Origin of the sequence: Roseovarius sp. A46, from assembly GCF_004126395.1 — a bacterium.
Taxonomy (GTDB): domain Bacteria; phylum Pseudomonadota; class Alphaproteobacteria; order Rhodobacterales; family Rhodobacteraceae; genus Roseovarius; species Roseovarius nitratireducens.
Window position 1 is genome coordinate 215,569 of record NZ_PVWS01000001.1, and the last position, 19,757, is coordinate 235,325.

Consider the following 19,757-nt stretch of genomic DNA (forward strand, 5'->3'; position numbering starts at 1 on the left):
AGGACCACCCCGCCATGCTCCATCCCGCGCAACGAAAGATCGCCGTCATCGGCGCCGGGATCACCGGCATGGGGGTGGCCGAGCGGCTGGCCTGTCGTCACGCGGTGACGCTCTACGAGGGCGAGCCGCGGCTTGGAGGGCATGCGCGCACGGTGATCGCGGGCAAGCGCGGCGATCAGCCGGTCGATACCGGCTTCATCGTCTTCAACTACGCCACCTATCCCGAGCTTACGGCCATGTTCGACCGGCTGGACGTGCCGGTGACGGAAAGCACCATGAGCTTTGGCGCGTCGTTCCGCGGCGGTGCCTTTGAATACGGGCTGGAGGGTGCGCGTGCCTATTTTGCCCAAGGGGCGCGCGCCCTCGACCCGCGGCATTGGCTCATGCTGCGCGACATCTTTCGCTTTAACGCGCGCGCGCTGGCGGTGTCGGAGGATGGCAGCCTCAGCATCGGCGCGCTGATGGACCGGATGCGGCTGGGGCGGTGGTTTCGCGAGTATTACCTCACGCCGTTCTCGGGTGCGATCTGGTCCACCCCGGTTGAAAAGGTCCTCGACTTCCCGGCGCATGCGCTGGTGCGTTTCTTCAAGAACCACGGGCTGCTGGGGTATGACGAACAGCATCAGTGGTACACCGTCGCGGGCGGCTCGCGGGCCTATGTGGACCGGCTGGAGAGGTCGATGCGGGCGCGGGGCGTTGCGCTGCGGCCCGGCACGCCGGTCCGGGGTGTGCGGCGCGATGCGCACGGGGTGATGCTGCGCGCCGAGGGTGCGGAGTGGGAGCGGTTCGACGAGGTGGTATTTGCCACTCATTCCGACGACAGCCTGGCGCTGCTGTCCGATCCAAGTGCAGAGGAGCGCCGCAATCTCGGGGCCATCGCCTATCAGCCCAACGACATCACGTTGCACGCCGACACGAGCCTCATGCCGCGGCGCCGGGCGGTGTGGTCGTCGTGGAACTATACCGAGGGCCCGGCCAAGCGCGCGGGCCAGATCGACCTGACCTACTGGATGAACAGCCTGCAGCCGATCCCGCGGGACGATCCGCATTTCGTCACCCTCAACACCACGCGCCCCATCCGCGAAGAGCTGATCTATGACCAGGTGACGCTGCGCCACCCGGTCTATGACCTCAGTGCGCTGGCCGCGCAGGAGCGCGTGCGCGCGGGCAACGGTGCGCGACATACGTGGTTCTGCGGTGCGTGGCTGCGCCACGGTTTTCACGAGGACGGGCTTGCCACCGGGCTCGAGGTGGCCGACGCGATCCTCGCCCGCGATAGCGCGCCGGTCGTCGCAGATATTGCCGCCGAATGAGTATCGTCCGCCATATCGCGGGCCACACATGGCACGGGCGCAAGGGCGCGGTGGAGAACGCGTTTCGCTATCGGGTGGATTACCTATTGCTGGATGCCGAGGACGCCGCGCCGACCGCGCCACGCCTGTTTGCGCGGGGCCGCGCGGGGGTGATGTCGCTTCATGACCGCGACCACGGTGGCCCGCCGGGCAAGGGGCGCGGCGCGGCATGGGTGCGCGAGGTGCTGGCCGCTCACGGTCTGCCCGAGCCTGCGCGGATCGAGCTTTTGGCGCAGCCGCGCGTGCTGGGGCATGTGTTCAACCCGGTCGCATTCTGGCTGTGCCACGACGAAGGCGGCGCGATCCGCTGCATCATCGCGGAGGTGACCAATACCTATGGCGATCGCCATTCCTACCTGTGCCACCGCGACGACCACGCGCCGATCACCGCCACGGACAGGCTGCGCGCGCGCAAGGTATTCCACGTCTCGCCGTTTCAGCCGGTCGAGGGGGCGTATGAATTCCGGTTTGATCTGCGCCCCGACCGCATCGGCATCTGGATCGACCTGACGGCGGGCAATGGCGGGGTGGTGGCCACGCTCACCGGCCCCGTGCGCCCGCTGAGCCTGCGGGGCATGGCGGGGGCGCTGCTGCGCCGCCCGTTCGGGTCGCGCCGGGTGCTGGCGCTGATCCATTGGCAGGCGCTGCGGCTGTGGTGGAAGGGGGCGCGGTTTCACGCACGCCCCGCGCCGCCCGCCGACGAGGTCAGTCGATGAGCCACGCCGCCACCCTGTCCGGTGCGGCCCCCACCCCGCGCCTGCCTGGCTACGCGCTTTTTGCCGGGATGCTCGCGGCGGCGGGATTGCCGGTCTATATCCACGCGCCCAAGGTCTATGCCGACGCGCATGGCGTCTCGCTTGCGGCGCTGGGCACGGTGCTGTTCGCGCTGCGGCTGATCGACGTGGTGCAGGATCCGGCGCTTGGCTGGCTGGCGGCGCGCAGCGCGCGCTGGCGGGGGCTGGCGGTGAGCGCCGCTGCCGCGATGATCGCGGGCGGGATGCTGGGGCTTTTTGCCATCGCCCCACCCGTCGCGCCGCTCGTCTGGTTCGCGCTGATGCTGACGCTGGTGTTCAGCGCGTTCAGCTTTCTGACCATCTGCATGTATGCCGAGGGCGTCGCCGCCGCCGACCGGCTGCCCGGCGCGGGGCATTTGCGGCTGGCGCGCTGGCGCGAGACCGGCGCGCTGCTGGGCATCTGTGCCGCGGCGACGGCGCCGACGCTGTTGGGCGGCTACGCGGGATTTGCGCTGGCCTTTGCCGCGCTGGTGGTGGTGGCCTGGCTGGCGATGGTTGGGCAATGGCAGGGCGGAGGCGATGGCACGGCCGCAACGGGCTTTGGCACCGTGCTGCGCGACGCGCGCGCCCGGCGGTTGCTGGCGGTGGCGCTGGTCAATGCCGCGCCGGTGGCCGTCACCTCGACGCTGTTTCTGTTTTTCGTTGAAAGCCGCCTCGCCGCGCCGGGATGGGAGGGGCCTTACCTCGTGTTGTTCTTTCTCAGCGCCGCCTGTGCCGCGCCGCTCTGGGGTGCGCTGGCCGAGCGGTATGGTGCGAAACGGATGCTGCTCTGGGCGATGGGCGTCTCGATTGTCGCCTTTGGCTGGGCGGTCACGTTGGGCGCGGGCGATCTCGCGGCCTTTGCGGTGATTTGCGTGGTCTCGGGCGCGGCCACGGGGGCGGACATGACGCTGCTCCCCGCGCTTTTCGCCCGCCGCATGGCGGCCATCGCGCCGGGTGGCGCCGAGGGCTTTGGCCTCTGGGCCTTTGTGTCGAAATTCACGCTGGCGCTCGCCGCCGTGGCGGTGTTGCCGACGCTGGAGGTGGGCGGCTTTCGTGCGGGTGGGGAGAACGACGCGCAGGCGCTGTGGCTGCTTGCGCTGATGTATGGCGGGCTGCCCTGCCTGCTGAAACTGGGGGCTATCGCGCTGCTCTTGCGCACGGACCTCGACGACGGGAAAGGATGACGGGATGGACGCGGTGGGACTGATTCTCCTCGGTGCGGTCGGGATGCTGGTGCTCATGGCGGTGGCCGCGCGATTTGCCGGGTTCGGCGCGCAGCGGCTCGGTGACTATGCCGCCTCTGCGCCGCGTCTCGACCTGCGCGAGCATCTCAATGGCCCGATCAAGTGCGAGGGCGTGATCTATGGCCCGCTGGGGCGGGTCGCCTCGCGGTTCGACGCCGATTTCGAGGCGGAATGGCATGGTGGGCGTGGCATCATGCGCGAGCATTTCCGCTATGACAGCGGCAACCGGCAGGATCGCGAATGGCAGCTCACGCTCAGCAATGACGGAACCATTCGCGCCGAGGCCGACGATCTCGTGGGCCCCGGCCACGGGCAGCAGACCGGCGCGGCGGCGCGGCTGAGCTATCGCATCCGCCTGCCGCGGGAGGCGGGTGGCCATGTGCTGAGCGTGACCGACTGGATGTATCTCACCCCCGGTGGCGTGATCGTGAACCGCAGCCAGTTCCGCAAGTTCGGGATCAAGGTGGCAGAGCTTGTCGCCACCATGCGCCGGGTGGAGCCATGACCGGCTGGCAGGGCAAGCGCTACTGGCTGGTTGGTGCGAGCGAGGGGCTCGGCGCGGCGCTGGCGCACAAGCTGAGCGCGGCGGGGGTGGAGGTGATCGTGTCCGCCCGCAACGAGGCGCGGCTTGCGGAGCTTGTCGCCGCACTGCCGGGACGTGCGCGCGCCGTGCCGGTGGACGTGCGCGACGATGCGAGCGTGGCACAGGCGGCTGAAGCGGTGGGCGAGATCGACGGCCTGGTCTACCTCGCTGGCGTCTACTGGCCGATGCCCGCGACCGAATGGCGCGCGGAGGAGGCCACGGCGATGGCCGATGTGAATTTCACCGGCGCGGTGCGGGTTCTGGGCCATGTCGTGCCCGGCATGGTGGCGAAGGGCGAGGGGCACATCGTGCTGACCGGCTCGCTGTCGGGGTTTCGCGGCCTGCCCGGCGCCATCGGGTATGCGGCGTCGAAGGCCGGGGTGATGAGCCTCGCCGAATCGATGCGTGCGGACCTGTGGCGCAGTGGCGTGCGCGTGCAGCTTGCCAATCCCGGCTTTATCAGGACACGGCTCACCGACAAGAACGCGTTTCACATGCCGTTCATCATGTCGCCCGAGGCCGCCGCGCAGGAAATGTTCGAGCTGATGTGCGACGCGGGCGCCTTTCAGCGCCATTTTCCCCGGCTTTTCAGCTACGTGTTTCGCCTGTCGCGATTTTTGCCGGACGGGCTCTATTATCGCCTGTTTGCGTGAGATCAAGGAAAGGGTCTCTGCGCGCGGGCAAATGTGTGGCATGATCGTGCGCGAGGAGGCCACCCATGCTGGACATCACCGTTTACAAGATTGCTCAGATCGTTCTTATGGCGCGCGAGCTTGGCCGTGCCGAGGGCGAGTTGCGTGCCTTCATCGACCGGCTGAGCGAGGAGGAGCAGGCCAGCCTCGTCGCGGTCATGTGGATCGGGCGCGGCAGCTTTGAGGCCGAGGAGATCGAGGAGGCAAAGCGCACCGCCTTTGAGGAGGCGACGACGCCTTGCGCCGATTACCTGATCGGCACGCCGCACCTGTCCGATCACCTCGAGAACGGGCTGGACGCGCTCGGCCTGTCGGCGGCGGCGGATGAGGACGACCTGATCCGCGGCGGCTAGCCGGGGGCTGCCCTCACCCCTCCTGGATGCTCTCAAGGTAGGCCATCAGCGCCGCGAGCGGGCGCGGTGTGGGCGTGAGCACCCCGTCGCCCACATCCACCGGCACTGTCTCGCCCTCCAGCAGCAGGCCGAATTCCGGCATGTCCTGCCCCGGCAGGCCGGTGCGGTCGTAGCCGTCGATCACCGACAGCACGTGACGGCGCGGGAAGGTGCCATCCTCGGAAAGTCGGGTCAGATCGGCGGGCGGCGGGGTCATCGCCGGGGCCCAGGGTCCGTCACCCTTTCCGGACGTGCCGTGGCACTGCGCGCAGTTATCGGCATAGATCGCCGCGCCTTCGCCCGCATCGGGCATGGAAACGGCCTGCACGCAGGCGGCAACGCCCAGCACGGCGACAAGGAACAGGGGACGGGTCTGCATCGGGGGCCTCATTCGCGTTTGCATCCGAGGCTATCCGCGTCGCCCGCGTGGCGCAATGGTCCCGATCACGCGAGTTCGCCCCCCAGCGCCCGGTCGATCAGCGCCACCGTCTCTGCCACGCCATAGAGCGCGATGAATCCGCCGAAGCGCGGGCCCTGAGAGGCCCCCAGCAGCACCTCGTAGAGCGCCTTGAACCAGTCGCGGAGCGGGTCGAACCGGTCGCGCCCCACGGCGTAGACGATGGATTGCAGCGCCTCGTCATCCGTGGGCCCGTCATAGGCTACCAGTTGATCGCGCAGATCGGTCAGCGCCTCGCGCTCCAGATCGGTGGGCGCGCGATAGACCTTGGTAGGGGCGACGAAATCCTCGTAATAGCGCACCGCCCCGCCCGCCGCGGCATCGAGATCGGGATGTGTCGCGGCGCTTGCCCCGGGCGCGTAGCGGCGGATGAAGCCCCAGAGCGTCTCCTTGTCATGGGCGGCGGAAACAGAGGCGAGGTTGAGCAGCATCGAGAAGGGCACCACCATCCGGCTCTGGGGCACGTCGCCGTTGTGGATGTGATGGACCGGGTTGGCCGCCCGCTGCGCCGCGTCCTGACCGGCATAGGCGCGCAATTGCTGGTGATACTCGTCCACCGCCTTGGGGATCACGTCGAAATGCAGCCGCTTGGCGGTCTTGGGCTTTTGATACATGAAATAGCTGAGGCTCTCGGTCGAGGCATAGCGCAGCCATTCGTCGATCGAGATGCCGTTGCCGGAGGATTTCGAGATCTTCTGCCCGCTCTCGTCGAGGAACAGCTCGTAGGTGAAATGCTCGGGCGGGCGCACGCCCAGCGCCCGGCAGATGCCGTCATAGATGGGCGTGTTGGTGGAATGGTCCTTGCCATACATTTCGAAGTCGACACCCAGCGCCGCCCAGCGCGCCCCGAAATCGGGCTTCCATTGCAGCTTTACCCGGCCGCCGGTGACAGGAAGCGTCCATTCGCGCCCCTGCTCGTCGTCGAAGGTAATCTCGCCTCTGGCGCCGTCCACATGCTTCATCGGGACGTAGAGCACGCGCCCCGTCTCGGGGTGGATGGGCAGGAAGATCGAATAGGTCTGCTGACGCTCTTCGCGCAGGGATTTGAGCATGATCTTCATGATGTCGTCATAGGCGGAGGCGGCGCGCAACAGCACCTCGTCGAACTGCCCGGAGCGGTAGAACTCCGTGGCGCTGACGAATTCATACTCGAACCCGAACGTATCGAGAAACCGCCGCAGCATGGCATTGTTGTGCGCGCCAAAGCTTTCGTGCGTGCCGAACGGGTCGGGCACGGATGTCAGCGGCTTTTGCAGGTGCTCGGCCAGCATTTCGCGATCGGGCACGTTGCCCGGCACCTTGCGCATCCCGTCGAGATCGTCGGAAAAACAGATGAGCCGCGTGGGGATGTCGCTGATCGTCTCGAAGGCGCGGCGGATTATGGTGGTGCGCAGCACCTCGCCGAAGGTGCCGATATGTGGCAATCCGCTCGGGCCATAGCCGGTCTCGAACAGCACGTGCCCCTTTTCCGGCGGGGCCTTTTCGTAGCGTTTGAGCACGCGGCGCGCCTCTTCAAAAGGCCACGCCTTCGAATTCATCGCCGCTTCGCGCAGATCGGACATCGCTCAAACTCCGGTTTTGTCGCAGGCAATGGCCCGCGCGACCTTGCGGGTTCCTATTGCCGGGGCGCGAGACAGTCAATATTCTGCACCGCAACACGCGCCCCCTGAAAGGCCCCCCCATGTCAGACCCGATCCCCCACTCGCTCTCGCCGCAGGATTGCCTCGTCGCCCTGATGATCGCGGTCTCCGCCTCCGACGAGAACATGCGAACCGCCGAACTCGTCAAGATCGAGAGCACGATCAACAACCTGCCCATCTTTGCCAGCTACGATCTCGACCGGCTGCGCGTGATGTCGCAGACGGTGTTCGACCTGTTCTCGGTCGAGGACGGGCTTGACGCGCTGTTTGGTCTCATGCGTGCCAACCTGCCCGAGGCGCTGAACGAGACCGCCTACGCGCTTGCCTGCGACGTTGCGGCGGCCGATGGCACGCTCAACGACCGTGAGTTGCGGCTGTTGGAGGAAATGCGCTACGAGCTCGATATTGATCGGCTGCACGCCGCCGCGATCGAGCGTGGCGCGCGCGCGCGCCACCTCACGATCTGAGTGCGGGACGGCGATTGCCACTCGCGCCGCCACCGCAACGCGCCTATAACGTCAGGTGCCACAGCCTGGAGGGACGCCGCCATGACCGGAGAGCTTTCGCCCATCGACAAGGCCAAGTTCGTCGCTGCCAAACGTTCGGTCGACTACATCGAGGACGGGATGCGCGTGGGGCTTGGCACCGGGTCTACCGCAGCGTGGATGGTGCGCTGCCTCGGCGAATTGGTGCGCGAGGACGGGCTCAAGATCAAGGGCGTGCCGACCTCCACCCGCACCGCCGAGCTTGCCCGCGAGGTGGGCATCGAGGTCATCAGCCTCGACGAGGCGAAATGGCTGGACGTGACCATCGACGGCGCGGATGAGTTCGATGCAAACCTCAACCTGATCAAGGGTGGCGGCGGGGCGCTGTTGCAGGAAAAGATCGTCGCCACCGCCAGCGACCAGATGATCGTGATCGCCGATATCGGCAAGGAGGTCGAGCATCTCGGCGCCTTTCCGCTGCCGGTCGAGGTGATCCCGTTCGGTTGGCAGACCACGAAATCGCTGATCGAGGAACTGCTCATCAACATGGACGTGCTCGGGCGCGATGCGTCACTGCGGATGAATGGCGACCGTCCCTTCGTCACCGACGAGGGCAATTATATCGTCGATCTGCACCTTGCCCGCATCGGCCACCCGCACCGGCTTTCGATGGCGCTCAACCAGATGCCGGGGGTGGTCGAGAACGGTCTGTTCCTCGATATCTGCGACGTGGTGATTCTCGGTTTTGGCGATGGCCGGGTGGAAACGCGCGACATCAACGACGGCACCGTGGCCAAGGAACGGATAGATTTCGTCGAGAGCGAGAATCTCTTCGCCGATCTCGACGATTGAGCCCTGCCGCCGGTTGGCACGGCCCGCGCGAAGGATTAGATCGGCGCAATGGCAAAGAACCGCACACATGACGGCCCCGGCCCCTCGCAGCGGCAACTCCGCGTCGGTGAACTCGTTCGCCGCACGCTCTCGGAGGTGCTGATGCGCGGCGACATCCACGACCCCGAACTGAACCGCCTGTCGATCACGGTGGGAGAGGTGCGCTGCTCGCCCGATCTCAAGATCGCCACCGCCTTCGTGATGCCGCTGGGCGGCGAGGCGCAGGGCGAGGCAATCGAGTTCCTCGCACGCAACAAGGCCGAGCTGCGCCGCATCATCGGCCGCAAAGCGGGGCTCAAGTTTACGCCCGACCTGCGCTTTCGCCTCGACGAGACCTTTGACCAGATGGACGAGACGCGCCGGCTCTTCGAGGATGAAAAGGTGCGCCGGGATGTGGAGGGGTAGGCTCGGTCCATTGAGCTTGTACCGGGTTATGTGCGCCTTCTTGTGCCGCCGCCCAATCGCCGCCGTCTTTCTCCTCCTCGCTCCCCTCGTCCTGTCTCTTGTCGCTCCTGCATCCGCTGCCTCGTGTCGCGCGATCACCGTCGAGGGTGCGGATTACACGCTGTGCGAGGCCGACGCCGCGCGCGACGATATCCGCCTGTTTCTCAACGATCCCGGCAGCGATACGCTTCTCGGCAGCTTTGCCAATGTCGAGCGGCTGCTGGAGAAACAGGGCCAGCGCCTCGCCTTCGCGATGAATGGCGGCATGTATCATCCCGACCGCCGCCCCGTCGGGCTCCATGTCGAGGCGGGGCGCAAGATCGCCCCGCTCGTCACGCGCGCCGGACCCGGTAATTTCGGGATGCTGCCCAACGGTGTGTTCTGCCTGCGCGAGGACCGCGCCGACGTGATCGAATCGCGCGAATTCGCCCGCGAGGCCCCCGCCTGCCGCTTTGCCACCCAATCGGGGCCGATGCTGGTGATCGACGGAGCGCTGCACCCGCGCTTTATCGAGGACAGCGACAGCCGCTTCATTCGCAACGGCGTCGGCACCTCCGCCGACGGGCGGCGCGCGTGGTTTCTCATCTCCGACGCGCCGGTGAATTTCCACCGCTTCGCCCGCGTCTTCCGCGACCATATCGGCGCGCGCCAAGCGCTCTATCTCGATGGCAAGGTGTCGCGGCTCCACGCGCCGGGGCTGAACCGCTCGGATCAGGGCCTTCTGCCGCTCGGCCCCATCCTCGGTGTCGTGGTTGACGAGGGGGTTCCGCTCGACTAGGCCCTTGCGCCTGATCGAGGGACAGGGACAGGACCGAAGGATGGCACGAAAGCCCAAGGGCCGCGACATTTCCGGATGGCTGGTGGTGGACAAGCCCGCGGGGCTGACCTCCACCGCCGTGGTGAACAAGGTGAAATGGGCGCTTGATGCGAAGAAGGCGGGCCATGCCGGCACGCTCGACCCGGAGGCGACCGGCGTGCTCGCCATCGCGCTGGGCGAGGCGACCAAGACCGTCCCTTATATCACCGACGCACTCAAGGCCTATCGCTTTACCGTGCGGCTGGGGCAGGCCACCAATACCGACGACGCCGAGGGCGAGGTGACCGACGAGAGCGACGCGCGCCCCACGGACGCGCAGATCAAGGACGCGCTCGGTGCCTTCCTCGGAGAGATCATGCAGGTGCCGCCGCGCTTCTCGGCGGTCAAGATCGACGGTGAGCGCGCCTACAAGCGCGCCCGCGACGGCGAGGATTTCGAGGTCGCGGCCCGACCGCTCTGGGTCGAGGAGATCGTGCTCGCCGACCGCCCCGATCCCGATCACGCCGTGATCGAGATGACCTGCGGCAAGGGCGGTTACGTGCGGTCCGTTGCCCGCGACCTGGGCCGCGCGCTGGGCTGTTTCGGCCACGTGGTGACGCTGCGCCGCACATGGTCCGGCCCGTTCGATGCCGAGGACGGTGTCAGCATGGAGACCATAGAGGCGCTGGCGCGCGGCCCAGATCTCGATGTGCATCTTCGCCCGCTCGAGGAGGGGCTCGCCGATCTGCCCATGGTCGCCGCCACGCCAGAGGGCGTGGCACGGCTCAAGAACGGCAATCCCGGCATGGTGATCGCCTCGGGCGTCGAGTATGGCGAAGAGTGCTGGGCCGCCGAGGACGGGCGCGCCATCGCCGTGGGCCGCTACAAGGCGGGCGAGTTGCACCCCTCGCGCGTGTTCAACCGATGACCGCGCCCGAGGATCGGCACGACCCGGGCGGCAAGGTGCGCCTGCGCCTGCCCGAAGGCGTGCGCGGCGAGGCCGGTTTTTCCCCGTGCGGACGCTATCGCCAATCGCTCTCCCGCGACTGGACCGCGCCCGGAGAGGCGCCGCGCGCCGTTCTCTTCGTGGGCATGAACCCCTCGGTGGCGAGCGCCTCTGCCTCGGATCCCACCTGTCACCGCGAGCTGACCTTTGCCCGTGACTGGGGATATACCCGCTATCTCAAGGGCAACGTGCTCGACTGGCGCGCTACCTCGCCGCGAGACCTGCCCGCCGACCCGGACGAGGCGTGCAGCCCGGCCAACATCCCCGCACTGGTGGCAATGGCGCAAGAGGCCGAACTGGTGGTCATGGCCTATGGCCGCCTGCACCCCCGCTACGCGGGCACCGTGCGCGCCGCCATCGCCGCGCTTGCCGGCACCGGGCGACCGCTCAAATGCTTTGGCCTCAACAAGGACGGCTCGGCCAAGCACCCGCTCTACCTGCGCAAGGACGCAGCCCTTGCGGAGTTTCCGCTGCCGGGTTGAGGGCGCGCAGGACCACGGCCCGATCTGGCGGGATGGAGGGAGGGTGTTGGCCTTGAGCTGCCATTACATACAACGGTCGAGGAGCCGCGCAGCGCCCGACTGCGGGTGGGCGCTCAAACGGGTGTGGTCCTTACTTTATGGTGTAAAATACTTCAACGATTGTGCGGGCTTAAACGTTGCAAAAGCGCCCGCCCGGGGGGCGGTCGGGCGCTGCGCGGCGGCGCGTAAACGCGCCTTTATTCCGCGCATTGGCACCAAGCTGTGAGGGTCCGCATCAGGCCCGAACCGCCCCTGATGAACCGCACCGCCAAACGACAAAGGGCCCCGCGACGCGGGGCCCTTCACCGGCGCGGGGAAATCCCCGGCTATTCCGCGATGTTGAGTGCGACGAAGCGCGGCTCGCCCGCGCGGCGCACCAAGAGCAGCAGCGACTTGCGCCCCGCTTCGCGCGCCTCGGCAATGCGCGCGTCGAGATCGGAGATGCTCGCGACCTTCTGCTGACCCGCCTCGGTGATGACATCGCCCGCGCGCAGGCCCTTTTCGTAGGCTTCGGACATCTCGTCCACCTCGGTGACCACGAGCCCGGTGGCAGTCGCGTCCAGCTCGAGTTGCGCGCGAAGTTCGTCGTCGAGCGGCTTGAGCGTCAGGCCCATCATGGATTTCTCCTGCGGGGCCTCGGGCTTGCCGGGTTGCGCAACGGGGATCGACCCTTCGGCCACTTCGCGGCGACCGAGTGTTACCTTGAGCGTCTTGGTCTTGCCGTCTCGAAAGACGACGACGCGCACGGTCTTGCCCACGGCAGTGTTGCCCACCTGCCGCACGAGGCCGCGGGTGTCCTCGACGTCACGACCATCGAAGCTGAGGATCACGTCGCCCGCCTGCATCCCGGCTTCGGCGGCGGGGCCTTCGGGCACGTCGGTGACCAGGGCGCCGGCGACCTTTTCGAGGCCCATCGCCTCGGCCACATCCTCGGTCACGTCCTGGATACGCACGCCCAGCCAGCCGCGCCGCGTCTCGCCGTATTCCTTGAGCTGATCGACCACGCGCTTGACCACGTTCGATGCCATCGAGAAGCCGATCCCGATGGAGCCGCCGGTGGGGCTGAGAATCGCGGTGTTCACGCCGACCACGTCGCCCGCCATGTTGAAGAGCGGACCGCCCGAATTGCCGCGGTTGATCGCCGCGTCGGTCTGGATGTAGTCGTCATAGGTGCCCGACAGCGCCCGGTTGCGCGCCGAGACGATCCCGGCAGAGAGCGAGAAGCCCTGTCCGAGCGGGTTGCCCATCGCCAGCACCCAATCGCCCACGCGGGCGGTGTCGCTATCGCCGAACTTGACGAACGGGAGCGGCTTTTGAGGCTCTACCTTCAGGAGCGCGATGTCGGTCTTGGGATCGGTGCCGACCACCGTGGCCGAAAGTTTCTCGCCCGAGAAAAACTCGATGTCGATCTCGTCGGCCTTGTCGATGACGTGGTTGTTGGTGACCACGTAGCCATCTTCGGAAATCACGAAGCCCGAGCCCAGCGCCGAGGACCGGCGCGGGCGGTCCTCCTCTGGCATCTGGTCGCGGAACCGCTCGAAGAAATCCTCGAACGGCGAACCCTCGGGCACCATCGGCAGGGGCCCGGTGCCTTGCTCGACCGTGGTCGAGGTCGTGATGTTGACCACGGCGGGGCTGATCTCGTCGGCCAGGTCGGCGAAACTCTCGGGCAGGGCGCGCGCGGCGACCCCCTGCGCCAGCAGCAGCGCCACGGTCAGCGCCATGAGCCACACGGCCCGCACGGCCCCGGTTGTGGATCGCGTAGCGGCAATGTTCGGGTTGGTCACGCCAAAATCTCCTCTGGTTCATGTCGTCGGGATCGCGCGCGATGGCCGCGCCGCTCCCGGTGGATGGATCAGATGTAAGTGCCGCCGCCCCTTTCGCCAAGGCTGTAACATTCGATCACAGAGATGTGACCGTACCTGCGCCGTGAATTCAAGCGCCCAGCGCCTTGGCCGCCCATACCAGCGCGAGCCCGATTATCAGGGCCAGCAGCCCCATCAGGCGACGCGCCTCGGGCGGGAACGCCGCCAGCGCAACCAGCATCCGGTCAATGAGCGAAGGGGCCAGCGCATAGACCAGCCCCTCCACGATCAGCACCAGCCCGAGGGCCAGAAGCGCGGTTTCGATCATTCCTGCACGTTGCCCGAGCGCAGGTAGTCGAAGAACTCGCTGTCGGGCGTCATCACCATCGAGGAATTGCTGCCCTGAAGCGCATTTTCATAGGCTTCGAGCGAGCGGTAGAAGGCAAAGAACTCGGTGTCCGCCCCGTATGCCTCGGCATAGACCGCGTTGCGCGTGGCATCTGCCTCGCCGCGGATCACCTGTGCCTCGCGCTCGGCATCCGACACCGTTTCGGTCACCGTCCGGTCGGCCTGCGCGCGCACGCGCTGCGCCGCCTCGTTACCACGGGCGATCTCGTCGGCGGCTTCGCGTTCACGCTCGGCGCGCATCCGGGCGAACGTGGCGTCGAGGTTCTGATCCGGCAGGTTGGTCTGCTTGAGCCGCACGTCGACGATTTCCAGCCCGAGGCCCTCAGCACTGGTGCGCGCCTGCGCACGGATGCGCTTGGCGAGCTCGCTGCGTTCCGGCGACAGGATCGAATCGGATGTCACCTGATCGGCACCCAGCACCTCGCGGATCTGCGCGTTGAGTACCGACACAAGCCGGTCCTCGGCCAAGGCCATGCCACCGATGCCGACCGCTTGCCGGAACTGCACCACGTCGCGGATGCGGTAGCGGGCAAAGGCATCGACGATGAGCCGGCGGTCGTCCGAGGGCGTTACCTCGATCGTGTCGGTATCGAGAGACAGGATGCGGTCGTCATAGCGCACCACCTCCTGGATGAAGGGGATCTTGAAGTTGAGTCCCGGATCGGCGTGAACAGCCTTGATCTGGCCGAATTGCAGCACCAGCACATTTTCGCGCTCGTCCACTACGAAGACGGACGAGAGCCCGAGGAAGCCAACCACCACGAGGAACGGGATGAGAAATTTGATCTTGCCCATGATCTCAGTTTCCTTCGCTTGTCGTGGTGTTGCGGCGCAACTCGTTCAGCGGCAGGTAGGGCACGACACTGCTGCCCCCCTCGCTTCCGACGATTGACTGGTCGAGGATCGTCTTGTCGATATCGCCCAGCACCTGTTCCATCCGCTCGAGATAGAGCCGCTTGCGCGTGACCTCGGGGGCCTTGGTATATTCCGTCAGGACCGAGGTGAAACGGCTCGCGTCACCGCGGGCCTCGTTGACCACGCGGGCCCGGTAGCCCTCGGCCTCGGCGAGGATCTGCGCGGCTTCACCGCGCGACTCCGCCAGCACGCGATTGGCATAGGCGTCGGCCTGCCGTTGCAGACGGTCGCGCTCCTGCTCGGCGGCTTGCACCTCGCGGAACGCGTCGATCACCTCGCGCGGCGGGTCGGCCTTGTCGAGGTTGACGCGCACGATACGGATGCCGCTCTCGTACTCGTCCAGCGTCGCCTGGATGTTCTCCATCGCGCTGTCCGCGATGATCCCGCGATCGCGGTTGAGGATCGGCCCGAGATTTGATGCGGCGATGATCTCGCGCATCACCGATTCCGACACCGCCTGCACCGTCAGTTGCGGATCGCGAATGTTGAACAGGAGCTTGGACGGGTCAGAGATGTTCCAGACCACCTGGAAATTGATGTCCACGATATTGGCATCGGTGGTCAGCATCAGCCCCTCGTTGCCGACATTGCTGCGCTGGCCGATATTCTCGGTCCGCTCCGAGGTGACGTTGACGATGTCGTAGGTCGCCACCGGCCACGGCGCGAAATTGAGGCCGGGATTGCCGGTCGCGTAATACTCGCCGAGGAAAAGCTCGACCGACTGCTCCTCGGGCTTGACCGTGTATACGCTGGCAAAAAGCCAGACTGCCACGGCACCCAGCACCGCGAGGCCAATGGTGCCGCGGCCGAATTGCGGGCCCTCGCCGCCGCCGCCGGCGCCGCCCCGGCCACCGCCGCCGCGCCCGCCCATCAGGACACGGAGTTGATCCTGCCCCTTGCGCACAAGCTCGTCGATTTCGGGGAGTTGCCCGCCTTCGGGGGGGCGCCTGCCGCCGCTTGGCGGGCGACGGTCGTCATCGCCGCCGCGATCGCCGCCACCGCCCCACGGGCCGCCATTATTTCCAGCCATGCTAACCTTCCCTTGCTTTTCCGCCTTTGGCGGACCTCGTTCTTACCTGTGCGTGAACCCCAGAAAATCAAGCGGTCCGTGCAGGCGTTTTCATCGTTACGATCTCTTCCGACATGGTCGGGTGCACCGCTACGGTGCGATCAAAATCTTCCTTGGTCGCCCCCATCTTCACCGCGATCCCGGCCAATTGTATCATCTCGCCCGCACCGGGGGCTACGATATGACAGCCCAGCACGCGGCGCGTATCGGCGCAGACTACCAGCTTCATCAGCACCCGGGCGCCGCGCCCGGCAAAGCTCTCGCGCATGGGTTTGAACGAGGTGGCGTAGATCTCCACCGGCCCGCGCTCGCGGGCGTCCTCCTCGCTCAGGCCCACGGTGCCCATCTCGGGTTGGGTAAAGATCGCGGTGGGGATCAGGTCGTGGTCCACCGGCGTCGGGTTGCCGTTGAAGACGGTTTCCACAAAGGCCATGCCCTCGCGGATCGCCACAGGCGTGAGGTTGACCCGGTCGGTCACGTCGCCGATGGCATAGACCGAGGGCACGCTTGTCTGGCTGTAGTCATCGACCACGATTTCGCCCTTGCGCCCAAGGTTCACCCCGGCCTCTTTCAACCCCATGTCCCGCGTGTTGGGGGCGCGCCCGGTGGCGAACATCACCTCCTCGAACGTGGCCTCGGTGCCGTTTGTGGCGGTCACACGGTAGCCGCCTTCGAACGGCTCCATCGCCTCGATATTGGTGCCGAGATGCAGGTTTACCCCCGATTGGATCATCTCGTCCGACACAAGGCCGCGTGCCTCGCCGTCAAATCCGCGGAGGATCTGTGCGCCGCGGTAGAACTGCGTCACCTCTACGCCGAGGCCGTTGAGGATACAGGCGAACTCGCAGGCGATATAACCACCGCCTATGACAAGGATGGATTTCGGCAGCCGCTCGAGGCGGAAGATGTCGTCGCTGACCAGCGCGTGCTCGGCGCCGGGCAGATCGGGCCGGACGGGGTGGCCGCCGGCGGCAATCAGGATGTGCCGCGCGCTGACCCGCGTGCCATCGGCCAGCTCGACGGTATGTGGATCGGCGAGCCGCGCGCGCATGTCGAATGTTGTCACGCCATTATTGCTCAGGATGCCGCGATAGACGCCTTCCAGCCGGTCGAGCTCGGCATCGAGCTTGGCACGGAACGTTGCCCAGTCAAAGCCGCCCGCGTGCACCGTCCAGCCATAGGCCTGCGCCTCGGCGATGGCTTCGGGGTATTCCGATGCAAAGACCATCAGCTTCTTGGGTACGCAGCCGCGGATCACGCAGGTGCCGCCATAGCGGCTTTCCTCGGCGAGCGCCACGCGCGCGCCGCCCTGGGCCGCGACGCGCGCCGCGCGCACCCCGCCCGAACCGCCGCCAATCACGAAAAGGTCGTAGTCGAATGACATGCCAATCGGCTCCCTACCTTGCTCCGCCGACATATCTCAGCAACGCGGCAATGTGAAACCCCCAATCGTGACGCGAAAAACAACGGGGCCGCGATCCTTTCGGAACGCGGCCCCGTTGCGATGGCTTTCGCTTTGGGGCGTCAGTGCAGCTTGGATTCGACCTCGCCGATCGCCGCGTCGATGAGCGCATCGCCGTCGGCGGCGCTCATCTGCTTGGCGATCACGTCGCGCGCGGCGGCGGTGGCCACGGCGATTGCCTGATCGCGCACGTCGCGCACGGCGCGCGCCTCGGCGCTGGCGATCTGGTCCTCGGCGGCCTGAAGCCGACGCGCGATCGAGCGCTTGATCTCTTCCTTGGCGTCGATGGCGGCCTGCTCGGCCTCCTCGCGGGCCTGCACGACGATGCGGTCGGCATGGTCCTGCGCCTCTTTCTGCTTGCGCTCGTAGCTGGCCAGCACCTTCTGCGCCTCTTCGCGCAGCTGGCGGGCCTCGTCGAGGTCGGACCTGATAGACGCCGCGCGCTCGTCAAGCTTTGCGCCCAGCAAGCCCGGCACCTTGAGGTAGATCAGCACCCCTATGAAGATCAGGAACGCGATCAGCACCACGAAATTGGTGTTGAACAGCGAGAAGAACGGGCCGGACGCCGCGAAGGCCGGGCTGGCGGCGAGCGTGGCGGCCACGGTCAGGGTCAGCTTGCGCATCGCACTCATCCTTTCATCCGGGCGTTGACCGCTGCGCTCACGCTGCGACCGTCGGCCTTCTGGCCCATCGAGGCCACAAGCTCGGTGGTGACGTCCTTGGCCACCTCCTTGACGGCGTCGAGCGCGCCTTCGCGGATCTCGGCGATCTTCTTCTCACCCTCGGCGGTCTTGGCCTTGATCTCGGCGTCGGCCTCCTCGTTGGCACGGTCGAGGTCTTTCTTGATCGACGCCTTGGTCTCGGCGATGATCTTTTGTGCCTCGGCCTTGGCGTCGGCGAGCGCCTGTTTGTAGGCCTCTTCCGCTTCGGTGGCCTTGGCCTTGAGATCCTCGGCGGCGGCGAGATCGTTGGTGATGGTGCCTTGCCGCTCTGCCAGCACCGCCGCGATGCGCGGAAGCGCGATACGCGACAGGATGAAGTAGAGCACGATCAGCGCGATGGCGAGCCAGAAGATCTGGTTGCCGAACCAAGCACCGCAAAGTTGCGGCATATCGGATGGGCTACCTCCGCTACTGAGACAGGCACTTGCAGTGGCGCTCAGGGCATCATGCGTTTCGGTTGCCATGACAGACGTCCTCCCTCAGGAACTTTCCGCGAATTCCGGGTGGCAGGCAAGCATGGCCGCCACCCGGCCGCAAGGTTCGGGCCCTGAGCGATCAGACGGCGAACATCAGCAGAAGCGCGACGAGGAACGAGAAGATCCCGAGCGCTTCCGAGAACGCGATGCCGATGAACATGGTCGCGATCTGGCCGCCGGCTGCCGACGGGTTGCGCAGCGCGCCCGACAGGTAGTTGCCGACGACGTGGCCCACACCGACGGCGGCGCCGCCCATGCCGGTACATGCCAGGCCTGCACCGATGTAAGCACCCATTTGAACGATATCGCCTTCCATAGTGATCTCTCCTTACGCTGGAATTGGCATTGGTCTGTTGGTCGTCAGGCGGGCGAACCCGCCGCTTGTCTATGTCAGGGGCGCGTGGCCCGGCTTAGTGATGCGGATGCAGCGCGTCGCGCAGATACACGCAGGTCAGGATCGTGAACACGTAGGCCTGGATGAAGGCCACCAGCACCTCGAGCGCGTATATGGCTGAGATCGCGAGGATCGACAGCGGCGTGACAAGGATGCCCACCCCGACCGACAGCGCGATCATCGGCGCGAAGGCCGCGAACACCTTTATGACGGCGTGGCCGGCCATCATGTTGCCCATGAGACGAATGGAGTGGCTGACCGGGCGCACGAAGTAGGAAATCACCTCGATCAGCGCGAGGATCGGTCGCAGCGGCAGCGGCGCGGCGGTGATCCAGAACAGGCCCAGGAACCCCACGCCATGCTTGACGAAGCCGAGGATTGTCACCGTGAAAAACACCAGAAGCGCCAGCACGACGGTCACCGCGAGGTGGCTCGTGGTGGTGAAGGCCATCGGCAGAAGGCCGAGGAAATTGGCGAAAACGATGAACATGAACAGCGTCATGATGTAGGGGAAAAACGGCAGCGCGTCCTTGCCTGCCACGTCCTCTACCATCTTGCGGACGAAGTCATAGGCCAGCTCGGCGATGGATTGGGTGCGCCCCGGCACGATCGCGCGCTTTGACGTGCCCAGCACCAGCAGCGCAAACACCGCCGCCACGGCGATCGCCATCCACAGCGTCACGTTGGTCAGCGTGAACAGGCCCACGGCCCCGTCGCCGAACAGCGGCCGCACGATGAACTGATCCATCGGGTGGAACACCAGACCGCCGCTGTCGGCCCCTTGCGCTTCAGTCGCCATCCTTCGCCCCTTCGTCCTCGCCCGAGCCGGGCGCATTCATGTCCTTGGCGAGCTCCGCCGCGCTGCGCATCATCGTCTTGATGCCCGCCGCGAGGCCCAGCAATGTGAACACGACAAGGAATACCGGCAGCGTGCCGAACAGGCTGTCCAGCCCGTATCCCATGCCGAAGCCGATCAACAAACCGGCAACAAGCTCGATCACCATCCGCCAGCCATGCTGCGCCTGGCTGTAGTGCTCTTCCTGATGAGGGCGCTTCGTCTTGTCGCCTCGCAGCTTGGCGATCCGTGCGTCGAGCTGCCTGAGCCGCTCGCTGTCGTCTGGATCGGACACCTGCGCCCCCTCTCGGAATCTGATGTAGGTGCTACGGTCAGAGAGAGCCGGAGTCAAGCGCGCGATCCGCGCAGGCGAAGTATATTCAACCTATTGA

General features: G+C 66.4%; 24 protein-coding genes. 12 read left to right on the forward strand and 12 right to left on the reverse strand.

What is annotated here, in order from left to right:
- The first annotated feature begins 14 nt into the window (after nt 1–14).
- The 6 genes from C6W92_RS01060 (at nt 15) to C6W92_RS01085 (ending at nt 5,000) form a co-directional block, all read left to right on the forward strand.
- The gene (locus C6W92_RS01060) at nt 15–1,313 is read left to right on the forward strand and encodes an FAD-dependent oxidoreductase (RefSeq protein WP_206735481.1); all 1,299 of its coding nucleotides are present in this window, start codon (nt 15–17) and stop codon (nt 1,311–1,313) included.
- A complete protein-coding gene (locus tag C6W92_RS01065) occupies nt 1,310–2,068 on the forward strand; it encodes a DUF1365 domain-containing protein (RefSeq protein WP_129431225.1) in 759 nt (252 codons plus the stop codon). Before C6W92_RS01060 ends, C6W92_RS01065 begins: the two co-directional genes overlap by 4 nt.
- Nucleotides 2,065–3,312, forward strand: a complete 1,248-nt coding sequence (locus tag C6W92_RS01070; RefSeq protein ID WP_129431226.1) for an MFS transporter — start codon at nt 2,065–2,067, stop codon at nt 3,310–3,312. Before C6W92_RS01065 ends, C6W92_RS01070 begins: the two co-directional genes overlap by 4 nt.
- A gap of 4 nt (nt 3,313–3,316) precedes the next feature.
- Entirely contained in the window at nt 3,317–3,877 is a 561-nt protein-coding gene (locus tag C6W92_RS01075; RefSeq protein ID WP_129431227.1) for a DUF3833 family protein, read from the forward strand.
- Entirely contained in the window at nt 3,874–4,608 is a 735-nt protein-coding gene (locus C6W92_RS01080) for an SDR family NAD(P)-dependent oxidoreductase (RefSeq protein ID WP_129431228.1), read from the forward strand. The genes C6W92_RS01075 and C6W92_RS01080 overlap by 4 nt, the downstream gene beginning before the upstream one ends.
- Nucleotides 4,609–4,673: 65 nt before the next feature.
- On the forward strand, nt 4,674–5,000 hold the full coding sequence (locus C6W92_RS01085) for a DUF3775 domain-containing protein (RefSeq protein ID WP_129431229.1): 327 nt from the start codon (nt 4,674–4,676) through the stop codon (nt 4,998–5,000).
- 13 nt (nt 5,001–5,013) lie between these two features.
- On the opposite strand, the gene C6W92_RS01090 is transcribed toward C6W92_RS01085, so the two are convergent.
- The gene (locus C6W92_RS01090) at nt 5,014–5,418 is read right to left on the reverse strand and encodes a cytochrome c (RefSeq protein ID WP_241691035.1); all 405 of its coding nucleotides are present in this window, start codon (nt 5,416–5,418) and stop codon (nt 5,014–5,016) included.
- A 65-nt stretch (nt 5,419–5,483) separates the two neighbouring features.
- Complete coding sequence (locus C6W92_RS01095; RefSeq protein ID WP_129431231.1) at nt 5,484–7,058, reverse strand: lysine--tRNA ligase; 1,575 nt, start codon at nt 7,056–7,058, stop codon at nt 5,484–5,486.
- Between the two features lie 119 nt (nt 7,059–7,177).
- Here C6W92_RS01095 and C6W92_RS01100 point away from each other — a divergent pair, with 119 nt between their 5' ends.
- The 6 genes from C6W92_RS01100 to C6W92_RS01125 all read left to right on the forward strand — a co-directional run bounded on the left by C6W92_RS01100 (nt 7,178) and on the right by C6W92_RS01125 (nt 11,240).
- Nucleotides 7,178–7,603 carry a tellurite resistance TerB family protein gene (locus C6W92_RS01100; protein WP_129431232.1) on the forward strand — a complete coding sequence of 142 codons (426 nt, stop codon included), beginning with the start codon at nt 7,178–7,180 and terminating at the stop codon, nt 7,601–7,603.
- A gap of 81 nt (nt 7,604–7,684) precedes the next feature.
- Entirely contained in the window at nt 7,685–8,473 is a 789-nt protein-coding gene (gene rpiA / locus C6W92_RS01105) for a ribose-5-phosphate isomerase RpiA (RefSeq protein WP_129431233.1), read from the forward strand.
- 48 nt (nt 8,474–8,521) lie between these two features.
- A complete protein-coding gene (gene rbfA, locus C6W92_RS01110; RefSeq protein ID WP_129431234.1) occupies nt 8,522–8,917 on the forward strand; it encodes a 30S ribosome-binding factor RbfA in 396 nt (131 codons plus the stop codon).
- Nucleotides 8,918–9,008: 91 nt separating this feature from the next.
- Nucleotides 9,009–9,734 (forward strand): phosphodiester glycosidase family protein, encoded by a 726-nt coding sequence (locus tag C6W92_RS01115; protein ID WP_241691037.1) that lies wholly within the window; start codon nt 9,009–9,011, stop codon nt 9,732–9,734.
- A gap of 40 nt (nt 9,735–9,774) precedes the next feature.
- Nucleotides 9,775–10,680 carry a tRNA pseudouridine(55) synthase TruB gene (gene truB, locus C6W92_RS01120; protein WP_129431236.1) on the forward strand — a complete coding sequence of 302 codons (906 nt, stop codon included), beginning with the start codon at nt 9,775–9,777 and terminating at the stop codon, nt 10,678–10,680.
- The gene (locus tag C6W92_RS01125) at nt 10,677–11,240 is read left to right on the forward strand and encodes a DUF1643 domain-containing protein (RefSeq protein ID WP_129431237.1); all 564 of its coding nucleotides are present in this window, start codon (nt 10,677–10,679) and stop codon (nt 11,238–11,240) included. Before truB ends, C6W92_RS01125 begins: the two co-directional genes overlap by 4 nt.
- A gap of 365 nt (nt 11,241–11,605) precedes the next feature.
- On the opposite strand, the gene C6W92_RS01130 is transcribed toward C6W92_RS01125, so the two are convergent.
- From C6W92_RS01130 to C6W92_RS01175, 10 genes are all read right to left on the reverse strand, one after another.
- Nucleotides 11,606–13,003 (reverse strand): DegQ family serine endoprotease, encoded by a 1,398-nt coding sequence (locus C6W92_RS01130; RefSeq protein WP_129431295.1) that lies wholly within the window; start codon nt 13,001–13,003, stop codon nt 11,606–11,608.
- Nucleotides 13,004–13,214: 211 nt separating this feature from the next.
- Nucleotides 13,215–13,412, reverse strand: coding sequence for a DUF2065 domain-containing protein (locus C6W92_RS01135; protein WP_206735482.1), 198 nt, complete (start codon nt 13,410–13,412; stop codon nt 13,215–13,217).
- Nucleotides 13,409–14,287: a protease modulator HflC gene (locus C6W92_RS01140; protein ID WP_129431238.1), complete on the reverse strand. Its 879-nt coding sequence runs from the start codon at nt 14,285–14,287 to the stop codon at nt 13,409–13,411. The genes C6W92_RS01135 and C6W92_RS01140 overlap by 4 nt, the downstream gene beginning before the upstream one ends.
- A gap of 4 nt (nt 14,288–14,291) precedes the next feature.
- The gene (hflK, locus tag C6W92_RS01145; protein WP_129431239.1) at nt 14,292–15,437 is read right to left on the reverse strand and encodes an FtsH protease activity modulator HflK; all 1,146 of its coding nucleotides are present in this window, start codon (nt 15,435–15,437) and stop codon (nt 14,292–14,294) included.
- Between the two features lie 67 nt (nt 15,438–15,504).
- A complete protein-coding gene (gor, locus tag C6W92_RS01150) occupies nt 15,505–16,860 on the reverse strand; it encodes a glutathione-disulfide reductase (protein WP_129431240.1) in 1,356 nt (451 codons plus the stop codon).
- 140 nt (nt 16,861–17,000) lie between these two features.
- Nucleotides 17,001–17,561 carry a F0F1 ATP synthase subunit B gene (locus tag C6W92_RS01155; protein WP_129431241.1) on the reverse strand — a complete coding sequence of 187 codons (561 nt, stop codon included), beginning with the start codon at nt 17,559–17,561 and terminating at the stop codon, nt 17,001–17,003.
- A 5-nt stretch (nt 17,562–17,566) separates the two neighbouring features.
- Nucleotides 17,567–18,124 (reverse strand): F0F1 ATP synthase subunit B', encoded by a 558-nt coding sequence (locus C6W92_RS01160; RefSeq protein ID WP_129431242.1) that lies wholly within the window; start codon nt 18,122–18,124, stop codon nt 17,567–17,569.
- A gap of 91 nt (nt 18,125–18,215) precedes the next feature.
- Nucleotides 18,216–18,452, reverse strand: coding sequence for a F0F1 ATP synthase subunit C (locus tag C6W92_RS01165; protein WP_104020126.1), 237 nt, complete (start codon nt 18,450–18,452; stop codon nt 18,216–18,218).
- A gap of 94 nt (nt 18,453–18,546) precedes the next feature.
- Entirely contained in the window at nt 18,547–19,329 is a 783-nt protein-coding gene (locus C6W92_RS01170; RefSeq protein WP_129431243.1) for a F0F1 ATP synthase subunit A, read from the reverse strand.
- Nucleotides 19,319–19,660: an AtpZ/AtpI family protein gene (locus tag C6W92_RS01175; protein WP_129431244.1), complete on the reverse strand. Its 342-nt coding sequence runs from the start codon at nt 19,658–19,660 to the stop codon at nt 19,319–19,321. The genes C6W92_RS01170 and C6W92_RS01175 overlap by 11 nt, the downstream gene beginning before the upstream one ends.
- Between the last annotated feature and the right edge of the window lie 97 nt (nt 19,661–19,757).